The sequence below is a fragment of the Paenibacillus sp. J31R109 genome, from assembly GCF_059692055.1.
Window position 1 is genome coordinate 38,655 of the sequence record NZ_JCAUAR010000028.1, and the last position, 25,345, is coordinate 63,999.

14 protein-coding genes are annotated in these 25,345 nt (G+C 45.8%); all 14 read left to right on the forward strand.

Annotation, left to right across the window (positions count from 1 at the left end):
- Positions 1–129: 129 nt before the first annotated feature.
- The 14 genes from AC58QT_RS33555 (at position 130) to AC58QT_RS33620 (ending at position 25,033) form a co-directional block, all read left to right on the forward strand.
- Positions 130–1,263: a glycoside hydrolase family 88 protein gene (locus tag AC58QT_RS33555; RefSeq protein ID WP_497412776.1), complete on the forward strand. Its 1,134-nt coding sequence runs from the start codon at positions 130–132 to the stop codon at positions 1,261–1,263.
- Complete coding sequence (locus tag AC58QT_RS33560) at positions 1,260–2,804, forward strand: alpha-L-rhamnosidase-related protein (protein WP_497412777.1); 1,545 nt, start codon at positions 1,260–1,262, stop codon at positions 2,802–2,804. Before AC58QT_RS33555 ends, AC58QT_RS33560 begins: the two co-directional genes overlap by 4 nt.
- Before the next feature lie 185 nt (positions 2,805–2,989).
- Entirely contained in the window at positions 2,990–3,976 is a 987-nt protein-coding gene (locus AC58QT_RS33565) for an ABC transporter permease (RefSeq protein ID WP_497412778.1), read from the forward strand.
- Positions 3,977–4,018: 42 nt separating this feature from the next.
- Positions 4,019–4,894: a carbohydrate ABC transporter permease gene (locus tag AC58QT_RS33570; protein WP_497412779.1), complete on the forward strand. Its 876-nt coding sequence runs from the start codon at positions 4,019–4,021 to the stop codon at positions 4,892–4,894.
- Positions 4,895–5,019: 125 nt separating this feature from the next.
- A complete protein-coding gene (locus AC58QT_RS33575) occupies positions 5,020–6,693 on the forward strand; it encodes an extracellular solute-binding protein (protein WP_497412780.1) in 1,674 nt (557 codons plus the stop codon).
- Positions 6,694–6,803: 110 nt separating this feature from the next.
- The gene (locus tag AC58QT_RS33580) at positions 6,804–10,364 is read left to right on the forward strand and encodes a polysaccharide lyase 8 family protein (protein WP_497412781.1); all 3,561 of its coding nucleotides are present in this window, start codon (positions 6,804–6,806) and stop codon (positions 10,362–10,364) included.
- A 189-nt stretch (positions 10,365–10,553) separates the two neighbouring features.
- Positions 10,554–14,120: a polysaccharide lyase 8 family protein gene (locus AC58QT_RS33585; protein ID WP_497412782.1), complete on the forward strand. Its 3,567-nt coding sequence runs from the start codon at positions 10,554–10,556 to the stop codon at positions 14,118–14,120.
- 146 nt (positions 14,121–14,266) lie between these two features.
- Positions 14,267–15,418, forward strand: a complete 1,152-nt coding sequence (locus AC58QT_RS33590) for a glycosyl hydrolase family 28-related protein (RefSeq protein WP_497412783.1) — start codon at positions 14,267–14,269, stop codon at positions 15,416–15,418.
- Positions 15,346–15,759 carry a hypothetical protein gene (locus tag AC58QT_RS33595; RefSeq protein WP_497412784.1) on the forward strand — a complete coding sequence of 138 codons (414 nt, stop codon included), beginning with the start codon at positions 15,346–15,348 and terminating at the stop codon, positions 15,757–15,759. The genes AC58QT_RS33590 and AC58QT_RS33595 overlap by 73 nt, the downstream gene beginning before the upstream one ends.
- A gap of 17 nt (positions 15,760–15,776) precedes the next feature.
- On the forward strand, positions 15,777–18,203 hold the full coding sequence (locus AC58QT_RS33600) for an alpha-L-rhamnosidase-related protein (protein WP_497412785.1): 2,427 nt from the start codon (positions 15,777–15,779) through the stop codon (positions 18,201–18,203).
- 220 nt (positions 18,204–18,423) lie between these two features.
- Positions 18,424–19,419 carry an AI-2E family transporter gene (locus AC58QT_RS33605; protein ID WP_497412786.1) on the forward strand — a complete coding sequence of 332 codons (996 nt, stop codon included), beginning with the start codon at positions 18,424–18,426 and terminating at the stop codon, positions 19,417–19,419.
- A complete protein-coding gene (locus tag AC58QT_RS33610) occupies positions 19,420–19,605 on the forward strand; it encodes a hypothetical protein (RefSeq protein ID WP_497412787.1) in 186 nt (61 codons plus the stop codon). It begins immediately after the preceding gene.
- 32 nt (positions 19,606–19,637) lie between these two features.
- A complete protein-coding gene (locus tag AC58QT_RS33615; protein WP_497412788.1) occupies positions 19,638–21,851 on the forward strand; it encodes a helix-turn-helix domain-containing protein in 2,214 nt (737 codons plus the stop codon).
- Between the two features lie 122 nt (positions 21,852–21,973).
- Positions 21,974–25,033: a glycosyl hydrolase gene (locus AC58QT_RS33620; RefSeq protein ID WP_497412789.1), complete on the forward strand. Its 3,060-nt coding sequence runs from the start codon at positions 21,974–21,976 to the stop codon at positions 25,031–25,033.
- Positions 25,034–25,345 lie beyond the last annotated feature (312 nt).

Below are 25,345 nucleotides of genomic sequence, written 5' to 3' on the forward strand. Positions count from 1 at the left end.
CGCCAAGCAAGGGTATTTCCCTTGCATGGCGCCTTTTTCATGTTCCTGTTAACCCAACGAAAACATGTATATTGAGCAAGCGGCCTCCGATAGATATGCTTGGGACATTCAACGGAGGGAGTGTAGAGAATGACACAAGAACAATGGATAGGAGATGCCTGGGAACAAGGCGTCCGCAAAGTAAAGAACACGAGCCTGCGAGTAGGTGCAGCATTTCCTCACGGATCGAATGAGGGGCAATTCCAATTGACCTCGCCGCATTACTGGACAGCAGGGTTCTGGCCAGGGATCTTGTGGCTTATTTATCAAGATCGCCAAGATGAACAATTACGCCTCTTGGCTGAGAGCTGTGAAACACAAATGGATACTGTCATCGAGGCTTATGAAGCTCTCGATCATGATATGGGCTTCATGTGGACATTAACTTCGATCACGAATTGGCACCTGACCGGCAACGAACAGTCGAAACGTCGAGCTTTGAAGATAGCTAGCCATTTGGCGGGGCGATTCAACATCAAGGGAAGCTTCATCCGGGCATGGAATCATCCGGAGCGTGTAGGATGGGCAATCATCGATTGTTTGATGAATTTGCCACTGCTCTACTGGGCTTCGCAGCAAACTGGCGATCCGCGCTTTAAGCATATCGCGGAAGCACATGCTGAGATGGTCATCAAGCAGTTTATTCGTAAGGATGGGTCTGCGTATCATGTCGTTTGCTTCGACCCAGAGACTGGGGAACGCACCGGCGCTCTTGGCGGCCAAGGCTATGCGGAAGAGTCCGCATGGGCACGGGGCTCGGCATGGTCGATCTATGGCTCGGTGCTCAGCTACCGTCATACCGGCCGTGCCGACCTGCTGGAAGCAGCGAAGCATGCGGCGGGGTTCTTCCTCTCACACTTACCTGAGGATAAGGTGCCGTACTGGGACTTCCGATTGCCCACCTTCGAAGGTGCATCGCGCGATACGAGTGCCGCAGCGATAGCGGCAAGCGGATTGCTGGATTTAGCTGAGGTATGCGAAGGCGATCAAGCACTCTTTTATAAGGAACAAGCGTGTTCGATCTTGCAGTCATTAACTCACCGTTACCGTGCAGATGATGCGGAAGAAGCAATCTTGCTTTCTGGGACCGGCAACTTGCCAGGCAATCAGAATATTAACAAACCGCTCATTTACGGCGATTACTACTATATGGAAGCATTGTCGAAGCTGCAAGGTCATCGCTCTTTTTGGGAAATAGGAGCAGCAGGTACATTAAGAAGATGAAAATCAATCCGAATTATGTGGATGTTGCAGAAGCATTACAACCCAAGCTTTATGAAGTTGAGGTCATACCGGAGACGTCTGTTGAGGTTTACTCAGATGACAATGCCTTTCAAGGGTGGGGTGTTCGGAATGTACAGAGCTTCAAAGAGATCAAGGCTATGACTTTTGGTAAAGATGACAGCTTTACATTGGACTTTGGCGATCATCGTGTGGGCTATATTACGTTAGGAATATCAGCTGTTGGCAGTCCTCCAGATGCACCGCTCGGATTGAAGCTCATCTTTGGCGAAATGCCTTGTGAAGTGGCAGAGCCGTTCGAGAACTATCAAGGTTGGTTAAGTCGCACGTGGTTGCAGGAAGAAACTTTCTATGTAGATATACTTCCAGCGGTGATCAAACTGCCTAGACGATATTGTTTCCGCTATATGAAGGTGATCGTACTGGATACTTCTCCGAAATATAAAGTGGCATTTACGGAAATTAGTTGTACGACTGTAACTTCTGCGGATGTTACTAGAGTAATTCCTTTGCCGGATCATGTGAGTTTAGAATTGAAAAAATTGGATCATATTGGCATTCGGACACTTGCAGATTGTATGCAAACTGTTTTCGAAGATGGTCCTAAGCGTGATCGCAGACTTTGGATAGGAGATTTGCGGCTGCAAGCGTTAGCTAATTATGAGACTTTTGGAAATAACGATCTCGTTAAACGCTGCTTATATTTATTTGCTGGGATGAGACTGGATGGAGGGGAGGTTGGCGCCTGTGTGTTCGAGAAGCCACAACCGCATGTGGATGACACACTTCTGTATGATTATTCGCTGTTGTTCGTAGCGACACTCCATGATTATTATATCGCGAGTGGTGATAAGGAAACACTTTCACAACTGTGGTCTATTGCGTGGGAACAGCTTCGAATCGGACTGCGTCGACTGGATCCTAATAACTTGGTAAAAGATGATGCAACCGGGTGGTGCTTCATTGATTGGCACCAAGATTTAAACAAACAGGCATCCGCGCAAGCTGTGCTGATTTATTGTTTAAAACGAGGCTTAACATTGGCTAATGAGCTGATGATGTTGGATGAATGTACCCAATTGGAAAATGACATCCAGGCTTTAACCACAGCTGCTTTGGCGTATTTATGGGATGCGGAGAAAATGGTCTTTATTAGTGGAAGTGACGCTCAAGTCTCGTGGGCTTCACAGATCTGGATGGTCCTTGCTGAGGTGCAAAGCCAGGAGAGGAACGCGGCATTACTGGAGAACATGAATAAGTTTCCAACCGCCATTCCGATTAACACACCGTATATGTACCATCATCTCATTGAGGCGTTGATCACAAGTGGGTATAGAGAACGAGCATTAGAACGAATGCGTTACTATTGGGGAGGTATGATCGAGGATGGAGCGGACTGCTTCTGGGAGTTGTATAATCCTTCGGATAAATCATTCTCTCCTTATGGAAGCAATTTAATCAATAGTTATTGCCATGCTTGGAGCTGCACAACCACGTATTTTGTAAGAAAATATTTTGTTTAACGATGAACGAAAGCCAGATATATGAAGCGTTTTACACATGTATATTGCCAGAAAAAGTGTATATCGGGCAATGAATATCCAAGATAATTCAACCTGTTAACTGATCGAAATCATGTATATTGTCCAGGTGGCGGATCAGCAGGTACGATGAGCTCAACAAATTACAGCGCAAGGATGTGAACCCGATGAGTCAAACACTCCCTCCTTCAACACCAGCGATGGTTAATCAGAAGGCGAGTACAGTTAAAACCAAGAGCAATTGGTTAGTAAGGAAGTATGGCAAACGCATACTAAAACAAAACATTCCGTTGTACATCATGTTTGTGCCTGTCATCGCTTTCTTCCTTATTTTTAAATATTACCCGATGACGGGGTTAGTGATTGCCTTTAAGAAGTACAGCTTCATTAAAGGGATCTGGGGCAGCCCTTGGGCAGCTTTCGATAACTTTAAAATGATTTTTCAGACAAAACAAATTTTTGCAATCGTGTGGAATACGCTAAAACTGAGTGGGTTAAGCATCATCATTGGTTTCCCAATGCCTATCATATTAGCTCTGCTGCTCAATGAAGTAAGGAAGATGGCCTTTAAGCGAGTGATGCAGACGCTAGTGTATCTACCTCATTTTCTGAACTGGGTTATTGTCGGAGGCATCGTCGTTACGGTGTTTTCACAAAGTACGGGCACACTTAGTCATCTCATTGAAAAGATTTTTGGAGAAACGTATCCGTTCTTATATAAAGAAGGTTCTTGGATTTCCATCTATCTGGCGTCAGGTGTATGGAAGGAAGCGGGTTGGAACGCCATTATTTATCTCGCAGCATTAACCTCCATTGACCAAAGTTTATATGAAGCATCAAGTATTGACGGCGCGAATAAATGGCAGCAAACGTTTCGGATTACACTGCCTGGGATTTTGCCAACGATTATCATTATGTTGATCTTGAAGATCGGACACCTGATGGAATTAGGGTTCGACCAAGTGTTTGTACTCCAGAATAATGCTGTTCTTGAAATATCTGAGGTTATTAGTACCTTTATGTACAAAATCGGTATCCAACAAGCGAATTTCAGCCTTGCGACAGCCATGGGATTGTTTGAATCCTTGGTAGGACTCATTTTAGTACTTGCAGCTAATCGGATTGCACGCCGCTTCGGCCAAGGTTTATGGTAGGCGAACACGCAGCACACTGACTATGCTAAGAAGGAGAAGCTTATGAAACATACACGGGGAGAAAAGGTTTTTTACACCCTCAACTATCTATTATTGTCCATCATTGGTCTCAGCTGTTTGTTGCCAATCGTCCATATATTTGCTCTGTCACTCAGTGATAAACATGCGTTAATGTCTGGAACCGTTAGCTTTTGGCCTGTTAATTTTAGTCTGGATGGCTATAATGCACTTTTCAAGGAAAGCCCTATCATCAAGGATTTTACCAATAGTGTGATTATTACAGTAGTAGGGACAATCTTGAATATGGGGTTCACTATCCTGGCTGCATACCCTTTGTCTAAACGTTATTTTATCGGACGCAAATTCTATTCATTCGCCATTATTTTCACTATGCTCTTCTCAGCCGGACTCATTCCTACGTATTTATTGGTTCAAAAACTGGGACTTATCAATAGTTACGGCGCTCTGTGGCTGCCTGGTTTGATCACGGTGTATAATCTTTTGGTTTTGAGAAGCTTTTTCGAAGGATTGCCGGAAGAATTAGAGGAGGCTTCACGTATTGATGGCTGCTCTGAATGGCGCTTAATCATTCAGATTGTACTGCCATTGTCAATGCCAGTTCTCGCAGCATTAACTTTATTCTATGGGGTTGCTCATTGGAACGCCTTTATGAACGTCCTGATTTATATTAATGATTCCAGTAAGTTGAATTTAGCGGTACTCGTTCAACAAATGATTCAGAATCAAAGTTTAATGCAAGAGCTGACCAATACACAGCCTGAAATGGCCGCATTGATCACGCCGGAAGGTGTGAAAGCATCAGGTGTTATTGTAATGACATTACCGATGTTAATCGTCTATCCATTCTTACAACGGTTCTTTGTGAAGGGTGTCATGATTGGTGCTGTGAAAGGGTAATGGTAAAAATTTGAAAGGGGTGATGTGCAGCGCGAAACATGATAGGCTTAGCTGTACAAAGATATGAAATAATTGGGGTTATCTTAAAAATTGCACGTACATAACATGAGGGGTGACTTATTCATATGAAGAAAATTAGCAAAATGAAAGCAACGTCCGTATCCTTAGCACTTGTACTCTCAAGCACAGCACTTCTAACAGCTTGTGCATCCGATAAGAAGACAGATACTGCAACGACGACGCCAGGTTCTGCAAGCACAGCTGCGGCAAGTGCGAAACCTGCTGGACCTAAGCCGAAAATTACCGTTTCTATCTATGATCGTAACAATGTCCCTGAGGGTGAAGGCACAATTACGAACAACCGTTGGACAAAGTGGATTAATGAGAATGCGCCTGTACAAGTTGAATTTATCCCAGTTCCACGTACGAATTCTTCCGAGAAATGGAACGTATTGTTCGCTTCCGGGCAAGCACCAGACTTGATCATGGAATTCTCGAATCCTTACATGAAGGATTTGGCATCCAAAGGGCAAATTATTGCACTGGATGATGCGATTGCGAAGTATTCCACGAATTACAAAAAGGTGATTTCCGCGAATGAGTCACTACAGAAATTAACGAGATATAATGGAAAAACGTTCTTCATGGGTCGCACATTGCCATTTTCAGCGAATCACTATGTGATGATCCGTCAAGATTGGTTGGATAAATTGAAGCTTCCAATGCCGAAAACGACGGAAGAGTATTTGAAAGTTGCGAAAGCGTTCACAGAACAAGATCCAGATGGCAATGGTAAGAAAGATACACTGGGTTCCACTTTCTTTGATGTCGATTATTTCTATCAATTAGGTCAAGCGAGTGATGAGACATTAGGGATGGTTACGTCCTACCACTTGATCAATGATCAATATGTTCGCACATGGGATCGTCCAAAAGCAGATTTAGCATTCAGAAAGGCTCTTTATGATGCTGGTACTGTTGATAAAGATACATTCACAGATAAAAACATGGAAAAGGCAAAGCAGGATTGGGTTAACGGCAAGCTTGGCATCTACGGTTCAGATGTTCTTGAAGGCGCGAAAGGTTACGACGTTTACAATACGTTGATCAAAAATAATCCAGATGCGAAGGTAACGATTCTACCGCTTCCGAAGTCTGAAATCGGTCAATTCTCACCAGCTGGTGCTGTTCCAATGCAATTTACTTCCGCAATTAATGCAACTGCGAAAAACGTAGAAGCTGTTGTTCAATACGTGGATTGGTTAATGAACCCAGATGTTCAAAAGACATTGATGTATGGAATGGAAGGCGTACACTACAAGACGGTAGATGGCTGCCCGAAACCAATAGATGCTGAGAAAAACAAAAAAGAATTGAACTGGAATGGCGATTTCCAAATGATGTCCCAAACAGGCACAATGGGCAAATGTGTAGACTACACGAACACATTGGATCCTTCTAAGCCAAATGATAAAGCGTATATCGACTTAATTAAGCAAGGTAGAGAAGCTTATATCTCGCCAGATCGTCCAACAACGTCCGAGATCGTATTGCCAATAACATTGCCAGATGATTTGACAGTTATTAAAAACACGTTGAAGAATACACTCATCAACATTTATACAAAAGCTGTTGTAGGTGGAGCAAGTTATACGGTTGATCAAGCGATGAAAGATGCACAAGACGCTTGGGAAAAAGGCGGCGGTAAGAAAGTCGATGACTTCTACACGAAAGCCTATACAGATAACAAGAAAGACGTTATTTATACAAAAGATTACTATAAATTGTTGACGAAATAAGCATTATAAATTAAGAATGATAAATTCATACAAGTAGTTCATCATGTGCTTCCTTCCTGCAGCGAATTTGTTCGGGAAGGAAGCCATTTCAATATGAAAGGGGATTATTAATGATTAAATTACGTTTATTGAAAGCGCTTTTATTGGTTTTGGTTATGACAGTTACCTTTCATGCACTGCCAATGAACTCTGCCTATGCGGCAGATGAGTATGACACCCTGCGACAAAAGGTTTTTGATTTAACGACTGGAGGACCGACGTACGATCCGAATGATCCAGACATCAGCGGCAAGATCACCAATATTGTGACGGCTGCACAGACGAACTGGGATACGATGAATAAGAGCGTAGGAAGAACCTACCTGTGGAGTGATTTGGCCACGACAACAGAGTCCGAGCATGTCTCTGGTAGTTACGCACGGTTAGAAGCCATGACGCTAGCTTATGTGACAAGAGGTTCAACACTAAAAAATAACGCCGCTTTGCTGGCGGATATTATTAGCGGCATGGACTGGATGTACACGAACAGATATAACACAAGCGTCGTGTATAGAGGTTATGACAACTGGTTCGACTGGCAGATCTCCTCGCCACTCAGCATTAATAACATCACGACTTGGATTTATTCGAGTTTAACCTCGACGCAGATTACCAATTGGCATGCCGTCATCGACTATCAAGCGCTTCAATGGAGTGCTGGCCTAACTGGAGCCAATCGCGTATGGGCCTGCAACATTAAAATTACAAGTGGCATTATTGTGAAGAATAGTGCCAAAATCATTTTGGGGAGAGACCAGCTTAGTCCCGTATTTGATTATGTGACTTCTGGCGAAGGCATGTATAGCGATGGTTCGTTTCTTCAACATACTGCACTCATTGCTTATAACGGTGGTTATGGTATTAACTTGATTGATAATTTGACAAAGGTCATGTATATCATCGCAGGTTCCACGTGGGATATTACAGATCCGGATGTCGATAACAGTTATCAATGGATTTACAATGCTTTTGAACCGCTATTTTATAATACTTCGATGGTCGATATGGTCAAAGGACGCAATATTTCAAGAAAAGGAAATGATGATTTGGGATTAACATCCATGGGGACGCTAGGAGCAGGCGTAGCAAGGATGGCGTTGTCCGCCCCTTCCGCCGATGATCGCGCAGCGTTTAAATCTATGGTTAAAAAGTGGATGACAGAGGCTACGTCACCTACCAAGTATTCGGATTTGGTGATGATTAGCTCTATCGTGCAAGCGAAACAAATTATGAGCGATCCTTCGGTAACGATAAGAGATGCAATTGTCAAGAACAAACAATACCCGAACATGGCTAGAGCGATCCACCTTAGACCAGGATTCGCTTTTGGTATCAGTATGTCTTCGAACAAAATCGGGAATTTTGAACTCATTAACAATGAGAATGTAAAAGGCTGGCATACGGGTGACGGGATGACGTATCTCTACGATGCCGACTTGACCCAGTATAAGGATAATTATTGGCCGACCGTGAATAGCTATCGCTTGCCTGGTACGACCGTTAATCAAAACACAACGGCAACAGCCAACGCGAAAAATCCAAACACTTGGGTTGGCGGCACGGAAATCTCCGGTTTGTACGGAGCTACGGGTATGCAGTACACCGCCAATGGCTACAATCTCACAGCGAAGAAATCTTGGTTCCAGTTCGATGATGAAATCGTGAGCCTTGGCGCAGGCATTACGTCCACAGACAACAAGGTTGTAGAATCAATTGTTGAGAATCGCAAATTGAACAGCAGCGGCAACAATGCGCTGACCGTCAATGGTGCGGCTAAATCATCCGCGTTAGGTTGGAGCGAAACGATGACCGGCGTGAACAAAATTCACTTGGCCGGCAATGTGGCAGGATCAGATGTCGGCTATTACTTCCCGACAGCAGCGACAATCAAGGGTGTGCGCGAGGCGCGAACAGACAATTGGTATAGTGTGAACCTTTCGGCAGATCCTGCCTACTTGACGAACTATACACGCAACTACGTGAATTTCTGGTTTGATCATGGCACGAATCCAACGAACGGCACCTACGCTTATGTAACACTGCCAGGCAAGTCCAGCGGGGAGTTGGACGCGTATGTTGCCAATCCGGACATCACGATCGTGGAGAACTCCACAGATGCACAGGCTGTGAAGGAAAATGCACTCGGCATTCTAGGCATTAACTTCTGGAATGATGCTTCCAAAACGGTGAGCGGCGTGACGAGCAACAAAAAGGCATCCGTCATGGTCCGCACAGGCGAGAATGGAACCGAGGTTTCCGTTTCCGACCCAACTCTGTCCAATACAGGTACGATTCAATTAACGATTGCGCAAAATCTGGGACCTGTTGTGTATAAGGATTCAAGAATTACAACGAGCACGAGCGGCGGTACAACGACCCTCACGATTAATGTTAGCGGTGCAGGTGGTAAAAGCATCAAGGCATTCTTTGCAACGCCGACAGGTGTTCCGATCGCTGGCTATACAGTGAATGAAGATTTTGACGACATGCTGCCTGGCGATCTAACGGGTCAGAACGGCTGGATGTTCAATAATGCAGGCGTGGCTGCGAATACGGTTGTCGTACAGAAGGACAATGGCTCTGCCACGGACAAATTATTAAAAGTAACGGCAGCTTCTACAAGTGGGAGTGCCGAAGCTTATCGTCTGTTTAATGCCCCGCAAGACGGTTACATCCTAGCAGAAGCCACAGTCACAGCCGATGATACGAATTGGAAGAATGCGCTTATTATTTCAGACAACAACCAGACTTCCAATAACGTAGCTACACAATTAGTTATGCAAAACGGCAAAATTTGGGGTTATAACGGCAGCACCAAAACCGATGTGTTAACGGGGATTACGAGTGGCCAGCCGTACCGCTTGAAGGTCGTCATTAATCCGACTACGAAAAAATATGACGTCTATGTTAACGATGCGTTGCTCGCCTCGGGCTGGAATTATCGCTTCTCGACGGTAGCCACGCTCGACAAAGTGTCATCTTCCATCGCCGGCAATGCGAGCTCGATGAGCGTGGATAATGTGAAAGTAGCGTATAAGCCTTTGACATTAACGTCCCTCGTCGATGAGAAGTTTGACGGCTTGACGCTTGGTAATTTGAACGGGCAAGGCGGTTGGGTGTTCGATAACGGCGGCGTCACTGGAAATACGGGCGTAGTGCAGACAGTGAGCGGAACGAACAAAGCCGCTAAGTTAACAACAACGTCCACCAGCGGCAAAGCCGAGGCGTATCACGCTTTTACCGCACCGGCAAACAGCACGGTGATTGTAGAAGCAACCGTGACTGCCGATGATAACAACTGGAAGAATGCTTTAGTCGTATCCGACAGCAGTCTCACTTCAAGCAACATTGCCGCTCATCTGATCATGCAGAACGGCAAAATCTGGGGCTACAACGGTGGCACGCAAACGAACATTCTGACCTCAACGACGAACGGTGAACCTTACCGTCTTAAAGTCATTATCAACACAGCGACGAAAAAATTCGATGTCTACGTGAATGGCGAGCTGCGTGGCTTGCAATGGAATTATCGCTATTCCGGTCTGACTAAAGTTGATAGACTGGGTTCATCCATTGGCGGCAACGCTAGCTCGATGAGCGTTGATGATGTCAACGTGAGCTATATGCAATAAGGTTTTCACTTAGAGTTAGCCTAACATCTCGTTCAGTCATAAGCTCCTCTTCCATTGGTATGGTTAATCATATTCCAACCATGAAGAGGAGCTTTTTTTCATCGACAGGAATCTTGTATATTGTTCTAACGTTAAATCACCACCTATAATTCAAGCGGATAGACAATTTATTTATGAGAGGAGATATTTATGTTAAAAGGTAAAGCACTAGTTGTGAAAGCGCTTATATTGTTGTTAGCTCTGGTCATCAACGTTGTGGCACTACCTGTTCAACCTGCACAAGCCGCAGATGAGTATGACACCTTGCGCGCGAAAATGTACGATTTTACAACAGGAGGATCTACGTACGATACGGCTGATTCGGACATCAGCGTCAAGATTACGAATATTACGACTCAAGCACAGAACTACTGGGATTGGATGGATAAGAGTACAAATAGAACTTATCTGTGGAGTGTCTTGGCAACGACAACGGAGTCGGAGCACGTTTCCCAAAGCTACCAACGGTTAGAAGCGATGACGCTGGCTTATGTAACGAGAGGTTCAACGCTTCAAAACAATGCAACGTTGCGTGCAGATATTATCAGTGCCATGGATTGGATGTATACGAACAGATACAATACCACCATTCCTAAAAGAGGGTACGACAATTGGTTTGACTGGCAGGTTACGTCACCGCTCGTTATCAATAACATCACGACGTGGTTGTATGACAGTTTAACACCTACGCAAATTAGCAATTGGCATGCCGTTATCGATTGGCAAGCGCTTGCATGGGGAACTGGCTTAACTGGAGCCAATCGCGTGTGGGCTTGCTACATTAAAATTCAAAGCGGCATTATCGTCAAGAACAGCGCCAAAATTATCGAGGGCAGAGACCAACTTAGCTCGGTATTTGATTATGTGACTTCCGGAGAAGGTGTGTACAGCGATGGTTCCTTCATTCAGCATACCGCACTCATTCCTTACAACGGAGGATACGGCACAGCTTTGCTCGATAATTTGACGAAATTGATGTATGTCGTAGCGGGGTCCACTTGGGATATCGTGGATTCGGATGTGAATAACATTTATCAATGGATTTATACGGCTTTTGAACCGCTCTACTATAATAACTCCATGTTTGATAATGTCAGAGGAAGAGGCATTGCTGGTTTTAGAGACGATGATAAAGGATTAACTTCGATTAAAGCGATTGGGCCTGCCGTGGTTCGGATGGCACTGTCCGCACCCAATGCCAGCGATCGTGCGGCTTATAAATCGATGATCAAAAAATGGTTGCTGGAAGCCACTTCGCCTACGAAGTATGCGGATTTGGTCATGATGAGCGATATTGTCCAAGCGAAGCTAATCGAGGGTGATACCTCCGTTACGCCAAGAGCACCGCTAATCATGAATAAACAATATCCTAGTATGGCAAGAGCTGTTCACCATAGACCAGGATTTGCCTTTGGTGTCAGCATGTCGTCCAATCGAATCGGGAATTATGAGCTTATCAATAATGTTAATCTGAGGGGTTGGCATACCGGTGACGGAATGACCTATTTGTACAACTCGGATTTGACACAATATAAAGATTCCTTCTGGCCAACTGTCAATAGTTATCGCATGCCAGGTACGACTGTTAATCAGAATACCACGGCTGCAGCTAATGCCAAAAATCCGAATAGTTGGGTCGGAGGCACAGAAGTCGCAGGCTTGTACGGAGCAACAGGGATGCAATACACGGCTAATGGCTACAATCTCACAGCGAAGAAATCCTGGTTTATGTTTGATGATGAAATCGTGAATCTTGGCGCAGGCATTACGTCTACGGATAGTAAAGTTGTCGAAACGATTGTCGATAACCGCAAGCTGAACAGCAGCGGAAACAATGCGCTCATCGTTAATGGTGTAGCTAAAACGTCATCACTTGGCTGGGCCGAGACAATGACGGGTGTCAATCGTATTCATTTGGCAGGAAGTGTGGCCGGTTCGGATGTGGGTTACTACTTCCCTACGACAACTACGCTTAAGGGATTGCGTGAAGCGCGTACAGACCAATGGTCGAGCATCAATCTCTACAATCTGGGCACCGATTACACGACGAATTTTACACGCAACTACATGAATCTGTGGTTCGACCATGGTACGAATCCGATGAATGGCACTTACGCTTATGTACTTCTACCAGGCAAGACTAGCGGGCAGGTGGACACCTATGCATTAAACCCGGATATTACGGTAGTTGAGAACTCGGGTGATGCACAAGCAGTCAAAGAAAATTCATTAGGCATACTAGGCATTAACTTCTGGAATGATGCTACCAAAACAGTGAGCGGCGTCACCAGCAACAAAAAGGCGTCCGTGATGGTTCATACAACGGAGAATGGCACGGAAGTTTCCGTATCCGATCCGACGCTGTCCAATACGGGCACGATTCAGCTGACGCTTACGCAAAATCTGGGACCTGTTGTGTATAAAGATTCACGGGTCACAACGAGCACAAGCGGCGGTACGACTACACTTACTGTCAATGTGAACGGTGCAGGTGGCAAAAGTATCAAGGCGTATTTTGCAACGCCTACTGGCGTACCGATTACTGGTTATACGGTAAACGAAGATTTCGATGACATGCTGCCGGGTTCACTGACTGGGCAACATGGCTGGATTTTCAACAACGCTGGCGTTGCTGCGAATACCGTTGTTGTACAGCCGTTAAACGCAGATAACACGGAAAAATCGCTGAAAGTAACGACAGGCTCCACAAGCGGAAGTGCCGAAGCCTATCGTCTGTTTAATGCCCCGCAGAACGGTTACATCACAGCGGAAGCAACTGTCATAGCGGATGATGCCAATTGGAAAAATGCACTCATCGTCGCTGATAGCAGCATAGCGTCCAATAACAATGCTGCTCAACTTGTCATGCAAGCCGGTAAGATTTGGGGCTATAACGGAAGCACCAAAACCGATGTATTAACGGGGATTACGAATGGTCAGCCGTATCGTCTGAAAGTCGTGATCAACGCGTCAACGAAAAAATTCGACGTCTACGTCAACGATGCGCTGCTCGCTACGGGCTGGGACTACCGTTACAACGTGGCTACGCTCGACAAGTTCTCTACATCCATTGCTGGCAACGCAAGCTCAATGAGCGTAGACGATGTGAAGATATCGTATAAGCCTCTTACGTTAACTTCCCTTATCGATGAAGAGTTTGATGGTCTTGCGCTTGGCAATGTGAATGGGCAAGGTGGTTGGGTGTTTGATAACGGCGGCGTGACTGGGAACACAGGCGTGGTACAAACGGTGAGCGGATCGAACAAATCCCTCAAATTGACGACTACGTCCACTAGTGGCAAAGCGGAAGCGTATAAGGTGTTTACCGCTCCGGCAAACAGCACGGTTATTGCAGAAGCGACTGTCATAGCAGATGATGACAACTGGAAAAATGCGCTGGTCGTCTCTGACAGCAGCCTCACCTCGAACAACAGTGCTGCTCATCTCATTATGCAAGCAGGCAGAATTTGGGGCTACAATGGCGGTACGGCAACGAATATACAGACCTCGACCACGAATGGCGAACCCTACCAACTCAAAGTCATCATCAATACGACAACGAAAAAGTTCGATGTCTATGTCAATGGTGAGCTGCGAGGCTCACAGTGGAGCTACCGTTATGCTAGCGTGACCAAGGTCGACAAGCTAGGTTCATCGATCGGAGGCAATGCAAGCTCGATGAGCGTGGATGAGGCCACGGTAAGCTATATACCATAATCGGTAACCAAGAAGCCTGAGGCTCAGAGTCTCAGGCTTCTTGGTTTAGCTGCCTGCATGTTAATCCTACAAAGAAATGTAGATTGATGTGGGGGAGCGAAGTCGGTATGGTAAACCTATTAGTTATAAAGCATAGGAGGATTAGTATGCCTGCAATGATTAACACCTATTCCGTGCCTTCCATTTACTCGGAATCCACGTATTACACCTTAAAAGCCGATCAGATCGGCGTGTCGGTCATTTCTTTTTTAACGGATCGCGATTATGATTACGCTCATTTCTCTTTTTCCGGCGTGGCAACCATCACCATTACGGTTTGCGAGCCGATCGATACGTATACGATAAGTCCGTTAGCGTTTGAGATACAAGGGACGGTAGCTGGGAATCAGCTTACGTTCAACTTGAAAGAATCGCGCTACCTCATTGTGAAAATCAACCATTTAAAGGAACTCGTTATCATCGCAGATCCTTGGGAAGTGAACGTTCCGCCTTCATCTGGTGACGGCATTTATCATGTGGTCACGGATTATGACGCGGACCCTACAGGCAAGGTAAAGGCTACACCGGCGATTCAAGCAGCCATTGATGCTGCGAGTTCAGCTGGCGGAGGCGTAATCTATGTGCCCGAAGGCGTATTCTTAATCGGCAATTTGATTCTGAAAAGCCATGTTACCCTTTATCTGCAAGGGGGAGCTGTGCTTCGAGCGACCGATCAGAAAGAGGATTACACCGTCGATTTTCATAAGGATTCCCTCAATTACGACGGAACTTGGCTTATCCAAACAGAGCCCAACTCCACGCATATTGCGATTACTGGCAGAGGGACGATTGATGGGAATGGCTCCTGGCTGAGAGCGAATCAAAGATTTGTGAGCAATTTAATTGTGCCTATACTTACCTCTAACTTTTCGATTGATGGCATTATTGGTCGAGATGCAGGGCTCTGGGCTCTCATTCCGACTCGCTCTAATCATGTCAAGATTGCGAATTATAAGGGCTTTCAATCGCTGGTCGATTATGAGGATGACGCCATTGATATCGTGGAGTCCCAGCACGTACTTGTTGCACATACGATTGCCATTTCAGAGGATGACCCGTTCTCAACCAAGACATGGAATGAAGCCACCGATATTGCCCAAAATTGGCCGGGCTCGCCACAAGTGCTTGAGGATGTGACGTTTGACGATTGCGTAGCATGGACCTGCTGTGCGGTTTTAAGGTCGGGATGGGTGTTGAGCAAGCACAAAGACATGTTGTTTTTAAAAATTCATACGTCTATCAAGCTAGTCGTGCAATAGCGATTCATCACCGCTTCGGTACGTACGCTGCAGAACATATTACTTTTGAGAACATCGATATTGAACAAGTCATCCATACAAGAAATGGCCCATTTTGGCTGCATCTAGAAATTGAAGACAGTGGAAGAGGGATTGGCCCCGTTAACCAAGTGGTCTTGAAAAATATCAAGGTGCGCGATCAAGGCCGACTGCCGTCCATGCTGCGTGGCACAGGTCCGTTCCAGATCGAAAATGTGACCTTTGATCAAATCTATATGCCGGGCAATACGAAGCCAGCAACAACATTGGAAGAGATGAATATCCGCAATATCGAGCTTTACGTTTTGAATGAGATCCGATAAGGAAGGAAGTGTACGGTTTGCGCGTACTGCTGAGTGACTTACCCTATAGCGAACAAATCGCACAAAATCAATCGCAAAAACCGTGGGAGCAAGCGACAGGTTGGCCAAGTCGTTGGGTGACTTGCGCAGAGGCTGTTAAACCGCCACATGTCATCGTTTATCGTTGCAAGTTCACGCTCAGTGAAGCTCGTCGATTAAGGGTTCACGTATCTGGCGACGAACGATATGAGCTGTATCTGAATCAAATAAGAATTGGCCGAGGTTGCGAACGTGGAGATCGCACCAATTGGTTTTATGAGTCGTATGAGGTCGAGCTTCCGGCAGGCGAACATCAATGGATTGCCCGCTGTTGGGCGATTGGCAAGCATAAGCCGTGGGCGCAGGTTAGTGTACAACCAGGCTTTCTGCTAAGTCCGGATGATGAAGCGCTCGCCCCTTTGATGGGGACTGGCGTTGCGCAGTGGGAAGCGAAGCCAATGCCGGGCTATCGCTTTATCCCGACGCACTCCGGCATCGGTACAGGCGCAAAGTTAGCCATTGATGGCGCTGCTTTTGATTGGGATGCCCTAGTGGGGGGAGGCGACGGTTGGCTGCCGGTACAAGTGACGGAGAAAGTCTACCACAGAACGGATAATTATCATTTTACTTCCGTGCAGCGTCTTATGAGCCCAGCTACCTTGCCTGCGATGCAAGAGGTGCGGTTTACGCCACAAGCTGTTCGCTTTGTGGAGCAGGCTGGCATCCTCGATTCCGAGAGTCAATTGATAGAGGCAAGTCGCGATCTCCTAGATGAGCATGACAGTTGGCAGGATCTAATTGCCGGACAACCTATGTACATTCCAGCTTTTACCCAAAGACGCGTCATTATCGATTTAGGTAATTACTATTGTTTCTATCCTGAGGTTGTTGTATCGGGCGGGAAAGGTTCCGTCATTCGACTTCATTGGGAGGAATCCTTATATGACGAAGCGCAAGGTGGACGCAAGACGAATCGGAACGAGATTGAGGGCAAATGGTTCAAAGGTATTGGCGAAACGTTTCGTCCAGATGGCGGAGTTCACCGCAAGTTCGATACCCTCTGGTGGCATGCGGGACGATATGGCGAGCTGATCGTGGAAACGGATAGCGAGCCGCTAAACCTTGATGCGTTCAGACTGTTGGAAACGAGATATCCCTTGGAAATGGAAGGTTCGATTCATAGCAGTGATGAACGCGTCAATCAAATCGTAACCCCAGCCTTCAGAACGCTGCAAATGTGTGCGCACGAAACGTACATGGACTGCCCTTATTGGGAGCAGCTGATGTATGTGGGGGATACTCGCATCCAATCACTCGTAACTTACGTGAGTACGCTCGATGATCGATTACCGCGTAAAGCGCTGGATATGTTCCGAGCTTCGCGCAACAATCATCTTGGTCTTGTGAATTGTGCATATCCAGACCAAGGCGGCAAACATATTTCCTCCTTCTCCTTGTGGTGGGTAGCGATGGTCTACGATTATGCCCTGTGGAGAGGAGACAAGGAGTGGGTTCGCGTCATGATGAGCAGCGTTCGTGACGAGTTGGATCGGCTATTGCTGCATCGCGCACCGAATGGAGCTATTAAGTTGCCAATCTCATGGAATTTCATGGATTGGCAGACCGCGTCTTCCGACGCATGGAGTCAGGGTGTGCCACCGCATGCAGCGGACCGATTAAATGCAGCGTACAATCTGCAGATGATCCATACGTTGGAGTTGGTCGCGAAGTTGGAAGCTTACCTTGGCGAGGTCGAGATGGCATCCCGTGCACAACGGCTGGCTCAGGAGCTGGCGATCGTGGTCGAGCAGCTGTTCTGGCATGAGGAGAGAGGGCTGTTTGCTGATGATACTGGGCATCAGTATTATTCGGAGCATCCTCAAGTTCTCTCGTTATTTTGCGAGTCAATCTCGCCGCAGATCAGCCAGCGCGCAGTACCTGAAATGCTGAAAACGGAAGTCGACTTGATGCGTACCAGCATCTATTTTGACCATTATACATTCGAAGCATTAGCGTCTACCCATCAGATTGACGCGCTACTGGGTCGACTCGAGCCATGGTTTGGCATGGAAGCGAATGGTCTGAAGACGACGCCGGAAATATTCCTCGATACGACGCGTTCAGACTGTCATGCATGGGGCGCTCATCCGATCTACCATCTGTACACGAACTTGCTTGGCATTCGCCCGGCGTCGATGGAGTTCGCCTCCGTCGTTATTCGTCCGCAGCCAGGCTCGTTAACCATGTTGCAAGGTAAGCTTCCGCATCCGAAAGGGTTCATCGAAGTGAACGTCGCGAGTCGGGGCAGCCAGTGGCACGTCGATGTTGCAATACCCCAAGGTTTGCCTGGTACCTTGATATGGAACAATGAAAGTTATCCCTTGAGTGAGGGGAAGAATGAATTTAATTTCAGGAGCGAGAATTAAACGAACGGGGTCAAAATAGATGAAACGGAGCCATTGCACCGAGGTGTAGTAGGTTCCGTTTTTTCATTTCGAAGTAGATATCAGACGCTTTTTTATGCCAGTCTTGTGTGCGAATTGCTATAAGAACGTTATTTCTGTACACTAGAAAAGGAGAGGCAGTTCAAGTTTGTTCATTGGAATGGAGACATTTATCATCATGGCGTATATTAGGAATTTGTTTATGAATGGAACAGTACGGCGGTTTTCGATTCTGATACTGATTGGCCTTATCTTATTTGTTATCAGAGACATGCTCAATTTAGTTCTCTTAACTTTTTTAATGGCCTTTCTGATGAACAGTATTCTAAATTTGGTAAACCTAAAGCTAAGCAGATACATCCCCATAAATAGTAAAGTCATTCTCATCTTCTTATATCTGGTCATGCTGACTGTCATTGTCGTATCCATCGTCAACTACATGCCTAAGGTGTTTGAACAAATCTTGCAATTAAAAGAAGTTTTAGTCAGAATGACGAATTCACCCGTACCTGATGATGAAGTCTCGCGCTTTATGTATAAAACGTTAAAAGATTTAAATTTGCAAAACTATATGAAACATGGCTTTGAATATATCCTTCGCATCAGCAATTGGGGCACCACGTTTATTTTGGCAACGATTTTGAGCTTTTTCTTTAGTCTTGAAAAGAAGCGAATTGTTGCTTTTACTTCCCGGTTGAGTGAAAGTAAAATTGCTTGGCTCTATGTAGAATTGAAATATTTCGGTAATAAGTTCATCCTATCTTTTGGAAAAGTGATTGAGGCACAGCTCCTTATTGCCCTGTTTAATACGATATTTACCGTGATTGGACTGTGGGTCCTTGGTTTTCCATATCTGTTTGCGCTAGCCATCATGATTATGCTATTAAGTTTAATTCCTGTTGCAGGCTTTCTTATTTCTTTGCTTCCCTTAACTATCATTGGTTATAATATTGGCGGGTATTGGATGGTGATCTATGTGATCGCCATGATTATGGTGCTGCACTTCCTGGAGGGGTATTTCTTAAATCCCAAACTGATGTCATCCAAAATGAACCTTCCGATGTTCTACACATTCATTGTCCTCATTTTTTCCGAACATTATCTGGGGACGTGGGGCTTAATTGTGGGGATTCCAATCTTTATTTTCTTGCTCGATATTATTGATGTAGATACAGGGAAAGACGCGAGTCGATCGTAGATGAAGAACCAGCAAACCGTCAGTAGAGGGTTCGCTGGTTCTTTGCTTTTACTGGGGGATCATGTTGGCTATCCGTTGCAAGGGGGGAGGAATGAGTTTGAATTTCCCGTACTGCCGGGCCATGTTAACTCCGCGAAAGGTTGTATATTGCTCCGCCATCCGTTCAAGGATAGAATGGTAGAATAAACACCCTTTTATCATGAAGGAGAGAGCCCAACTTGAGAAGAAATTGGTTCCATCGCTTGCTACTTTCCTATGTGCCTGTGCTTATTCTTATCGTATGTTTATTCGTATTTATCGGGGTCGTTCAGCTCAATGATTTGTCCCGTAAAGAAGCCCTTAAATCCAGTGGCGTGTATGTGCAAAATATTCAAAGCAGCATCGACATGTCGCTGAACTCGATTGAAATGATGATGCTGGAATCGATAACACGCAATATGAAAATAACGAGCTTTGCTGGGATGCAAAGTGATACCGTCTTCTTCATCGAGCTTTCTCAATTGCTTCAGAGTCTAACTGCTACTAATCCGTGGATTGATTCCGTCTACTTGTATCGGACAGGCGATGGGACGGTTCTGAGTGATAAAACAAAGCTGAACATAGAACAATTTGCCGATAAGCCTTTTATAGAAAGTCATATCAATAATCCTGAATTAGATAGCTGGAGTCTTCCTCGTCCCTACCGGATGTTCAAAGATGGGAATATAGAAGGTTCAATTATCTCAATTGCCAAAGGGATTCCTTTGCAAAGTAAAGGGATCGCCATGCTCGTTATTAATGTGAAAGTGAGCGGTATTCAAGAGTTTCTGAGCAAATACGGGATATCTGAAGTGAATCAGATTGCCCTCAAAGATAGTCATGGGCAGATGATTTTTGAGCAAAAAGGCAAAGATCCAAAGGTTGATGATATTACGATCGTATCCAACTATACAGGTTGGATGTACACGAGCTCGCTGAAGAAGGAAGAGCTGGGTAATATTTTTAACTATATGAAGAGCGGTTGGTTTATTGTTGGCTTCCTAGGACTGCTGCTAGCGATAGGGTGGATTGTGTATATTACCCGTAAAAACTACAAGCCAATTGAAACGATTATGTCGCGTATTGAGAAGTACAATCAGGTGCACAAAGAGCATCCGATTCAAGGACCGACAGTCGATGAGCTTAGTTATATTGATTACACGTTGAGCAACATCATTGAAGTTAGTCAAGAATATCAGAATCAGAGTCTCGTTAATCAGAAGTATCGACGAATTCAGTTGTTCCATGAGATTATTGATGGGAGTCGCCCGCTAGTTCAAGCAGATTGGAACAATGAAATGATGGAACTTGGCATGAAGCAATTGGGAAGTGCCGCTGTCAGCATTGTCGAAATTGATAAATATACCGAGTTTATTAGTGGGCATTCTCGCGAGGATCAGGGGCTTTTTAAGTATATATTGAAAAAGGTAGTGGAAGAATCGGCAGAAGCCTGTGGTCTGCGCATTTGGCAGGAATGGGTTACGAATCATCGGTTGTGTATTATTTTTCTTGAAGAGCAGCAAGAGATACCACTGGAGTCCATGATGTTGACGCTGACGGATCAAGTCCGTCAATGGATGCAGAACAATTTGAAGCTGACAGTAACTTTCGGTTTGGGCTGTACGGTACATGAAGTTCAGGCGATACACCGCTCCTATGAATCATCGGCAAGGGCGCTGGACTATAAGTCTGCGCTTGGCAGCAATCGGGTGATCGGTCATTGGGAAATCGAGCTGTTATCGCATGATGATCTATACGTCTACCTGCAGTATGTACGGACGATTGCGCAAGCTTTCCGTGTTGGTAACGATGGGTGGCAGGAGCAGCTGAAGTTGCTGTTTGAAGGTTTGCGTCGGCTTTTGCTTCCAAAAGAAGAGATCAGCGGTATTCTCAGTTATATGAACTACTATTTTTATCGGGAAATGATGGAGCTGCCTCCGGAGTATCAAGAACTTTGGAATCGGGAATTCCGTACACCATGGGATGAGAATATGGAGACACTTGAAACGTTGGATGAGCTTGAAACTTTTTATTTAAAAACGATTTCGTCCTGTGCTCAGCAAATGGAAGACATTCGTGTCAGCAAGGGCAATCACGGTGTGGTACAAAAGGTAAAAGAGTACATAGAAGCCAATTTCAGTGATCCGGATCTTTCTTTATCGAGCCTAAGTGAACAATTCAATATGAATTCGTCCAGCTTAAGTACAATTTTCAAAGAAGATTTCGGTGAGAAGTTCGTCGTCTATCTGTGCCAAATACGGATGGAGCATGCCAAGGAATTGCTAAGAACGACTCCGCTGCCTATCCAAGAAATTTCAGAACGTGTAGGGTACTTACATCAGATGTCTTTCATTCGTGCTTTTAAAAAAATGATTGGTACAACGCCGGGAGATTATCGAAAGGTTCATCAATAGGATCGGCACGCATGTTAATTGAGCAAAGAATTGTAGATTGAAGAGAACCTCCGAAGTAGGTAAAGTGAGTGAAAAGTGACGCCATGTTGCATTCTCACCTACAACTACTTTCGGAGGTTTTTATGTTAAATATTTGGGGACAATTGCATGATCCACCCAATGATTACCGGACGATTCCCTTTTGGTCATGGAATGATAAATTAGAGATCGCAGAATTAGAAAGGCAAATTGAAGAGATGCATAAAGCGGGGATTGGCGGCTTTTTCATGCATGCGAGAGGCGGACTTCAAACCCCATATATGGGGGAGGAGTGGATGGATGCGATTCGTGCTTGTCTTGTAAAAGGCAAAGAATTAGGCATGTCGCCATGGCTGTATGATGAAAACGGGTGGCCAAGCGGGTTCGCAGACGGGCTAGTGCCTGCCAAAGGGGTGGCTTATCAGCAAAAGAAGCTGGTGGTTGAACAGGCTCCTTTTCAGAGTCCAGCTGTTCATACTATTGCTTACTACGAGCAGACGGCGAGCGGGTATAAGCTGCTAGGACAGGAAGACGAGACGAAAGCTCAGCTGCGAATCTACTATGAGGTCAATCCCTTCTATATTGATGCACTCAGTATGACGGCGGTTCGAGCGTTTATTGAGTCCACTTATGAAGTCTATTGGGAGCGCTTCGGGGACGAGTTCGGCGATGTAATTAAGGGCTTTTTTACCGATGAGCCTCAGTTTGCTCGTGGTCAATTACCGTGGTCTTTTGAATTAGAAGAGGCTTTTCAAGCCGCCAATGGGTATGCGTTGAAGGAAGTATTGCCAGCATTATTTCTGCAAGTAGACGACTCTGCGAAAGCCAGATACGACTACTGGGCATGTGTAACAGCGATGTTCACGAAGGCGTATGCGAAGCAAATCGGTGACTGGTGCCAAAGCAAAGGATGGTCATTTACGGGACATGTGGTTGATGAACAAGCGCTGATGATTCAGGTAACCTCCACGGGGGATCCAATGGCGTTTTATGAACATTTGCATATGCCTGGGTGTGACTGGCTCGGCCGTTTCATTGGAGATGAACCGATTGTCCCGAAGCAGGTCGGATCTGTCGCTCATCAACTTGGGAAAAAGCAAACAATTACCGAAAGTTATGGCTGTTCGGGTTGGGATATTAGCTTCGCGGATTTGAAGCGAATTGGTGAGTGGCAGTTCGACCATGGCATTACAATGATATGCCAGCATTTGCAAAGCTATAGCTTGAAAGGCCTGCGGAAGCGAGACTATCCACCTTCCTTGTTCGTCCAACAGCCATGGTGGGATGACTATAAGGGCTTCAATGATTATTTCGCCAGATTGTCGATGCTGTTGTCAGAAGGGACAAGACAAGTCGAGGTGCTGCTCTTGCACCCGATTCGTAGTGCGTGGACCTTGCAGCGCGGCGAGGATCGCTCCGACATTCCGCGGTTCCACGCGGCGTTCGCTCAGCTGTCGCGCTGGATGTGCCAATCATTTATTGAGCATGATTATGGCAGCGAAACCATCATGGAGGGACATGGCCATGTGAAAGACGGCCAGCTCATCATCGGAGAGGCGGCCTATTGTGTGGTGGTTCTGCCGCCAAGTGTGACGATGAGCCGGACGACTTTCGCGTTGCTTCAACAATTTGTACAACAAGGTGGCCAGCTGATTGCATGCGAACCTTATCCGCAGCAAGTTGATGGGGTGCTGGAGAGTGAGCTTGCGGAGTTGCTCTTGCAAGCGAACAAACCAGCGTGGTCATCCGCAGCTATAGTTGACGCCATAACGAAGGTAAGTGCACCTTCCATTCGGATGAAGGATGAGCGCGGAGTTACGATCGCTGCGGACACCGTCAACGTGCAAACCTTGGAACTTGAAGGATCACGTATGTATTATGTCGTCAATTCCGGCGAGGAACACTATGCTCAGGTTGATATCGAACTGCTTCACACAGGCTGTGTGAGCCTGATTGATCTTTCGAGCGGCGACGAGTTTGGAGCACTGGAGCAAGAGGAAACAGCAGAAGGCATTCGGGTTCAGCTGCCGCTGCATGCCGGTCAATCCTATATGTTGCGATTGGTACCGTGGAACGGACAACCATCAGAGATGATTGAACTCGCACAGGCAAAGAGTGAGCGACAATCCTCAGAAACAACCATACTAAGTTCCCATTGGGACGTAGTCTCCCTCACACCAAACAGCCTCACCTTGGATACGTGCCGATTACGTGTGGAAGATGGCGATTGGTCGGAACTGCAGCCTGTGATTCTTATCCAGGAGCAATTACTAGCGCTTGGTCGTTCTGTTGATATCGAGCTTGACTTTCCATTTCATGTTGGATGGGATACCGGGTATAACAGGGAGATATATGTTGTGATGGAAAGTCCGGAGCTTTTCGCCATAGAAGTTAATGGCCGTAAGGTCTCCTCCGAGAGTTGTGGAACTTGGCGAGATGTTTCTTTTCACAAGGTCGATATTAGCGGTAAGGTGCAACGTGGAGAAAATCATATTTGGATGAAAAGACATTTTTATAACTCGCCTGAAACGTATCAAGCGATTGAGAATGCGAAAAAATTTGAATCAGAGGGCAATAAATTAACCTTTGATACCGAAATTGAGAGCATCTATCTGATTGGCGAGTTTGGTGTTGAATCCCAATCGGGGTATGCGTACGGTGAACGAAATGCGGTACAGACGGAGGGGCCTTTTGTACTTACAGAGATTCCTCAAGTCGTGCAAGTGAGCGAACTTGTTCAACAAGGACTTCCTTTCTTCGCAGGTACGATTCGATTACGGCAGCATATCGTTGTAAATATGGACGATGGAGCATCTGCGAAGTGGTTCTTTCCAGAGCCACCTTATGCTACAGTAGGCAAACTGTGGATGAATGGGCATGAAGTGCATACCTTCTTATGGGAACCCTATGAAGCTGACATTCGTAAATGGCTGGTTGCTGGGGAGAATGTCATCGAGATGGAGCTAACGAATAGCTGTCGGAACTTATTTGGCCCTCATCATCATATCCATGGTGAAATTTACAAAGTAGGCCCGTCCAGTTTCACGAATACACCAGGTTGGACGGATAAAGGAATCCCTCATGGCGTCTCGATGTACGTAGATCGATACACGTTTGTCAGGTTCGGATTGCCGGTTCCGCCGCGTATTGTAATGTCATCTTAAAAAACAGATCACAGACAAATGGTTTAGCTGTCTGTGATCTGTTTTTTTGGGTTATCACCGACGGTACTCTGAGCCGTCGATAATTGCTGTCTCAGCAGCCAACCAGCACCAACCGTGCTCTGAGCCGTCGAATAGTGCTGTCTCAGATAACAAACTAGTCTGTAATGGCGCGATTCCCTTCATGAGCCGTCGATAATTGCAGTCTCAGCAGCCAACCAGCACCAACCGTGCTCTGAGCCGTCGAATAGTGCTGTCTCAGATAACAAACTAGTCTGTAATGGCGCGATTCCCTTCATGAGCCGTCGATAATTG

Coding starts and splice junctions, on each gene's coding strand:
- AC58QT_RS33555 (WP_497412776.1), top strand. CDS start 130: ATGACACAAGAACAATGGATAGGAGATGCCTGGGAACAAGGCGTCCGC.
- AC58QT_RS33560 (WP_497412777.1), top strand. CDS start 1,260: ATGAAAATCAATCCGAATTATGTGGATGTTGCAGAAGCATTACAACCC.
- AC58QT_RS33565 (WP_497412778.1), top strand. CDS start 2,990: ATGAGTCAAACACTCCCTCCTTCAACACCAGCGATGGTTAATCAGAAG.
- AC58QT_RS33570 (WP_497412779.1), top strand. CDS start 4,019: ATGAAACATACACGGGGAGAAAAGGTTTTTTACACCCTCAACTATCTA.
- AC58QT_RS33575 (WP_497412780.1), top strand. CDS start 5,020: ATGAAGAAAATTAGCAAAATGAAAGCAACGTCCGTATCCTTAGCACTT.
- AC58QT_RS33580 (WP_497412781.1), top strand. CDS start 6,804: ATGATTAAATTACGTTTATTGAAAGCGCTTTTATTGGTTTTGGTTATG.
- AC58QT_RS33585 (WP_497412782.1), top strand. CDS start 10,554: ATGTTAAAAGGTAAAGCACTAGTTGTGAAAGCGCTTATATTGTTGTTA.
- AC58QT_RS33590 (WP_497412783.1), top strand. CDS start 14,267: ATGCCTGCAATGATTAACACCTATTCCGTGCCTTCCATTTACTCGGAA.
- AC58QT_RS33595 (WP_497412784.1), top strand. CDS start 15,346: ATGGGTGTTGAGCAAGCACAAAGACATGTTGTTTTTAAAAATTCATAC.
- AC58QT_RS33605 (WP_497412786.1), top strand. CDS start 18,424: ATGAATGGAACAGTACGGCGGTTTTCGATTCTGATACTGATTGGCCTT.
- AC58QT_RS33610 (WP_497412787.1), top strand. CDS start 19,420: ATGAAGAACCAGCAAACCGTCAGTAGAGGGTTCGCTGGTTCTTTGCTT.
- AC58QT_RS33620 (WP_497412789.1), top strand. CDS start 21,974: ATGTTAAATATTTGGGGACAATTGCATGATCCACCCAATGATTACCGG.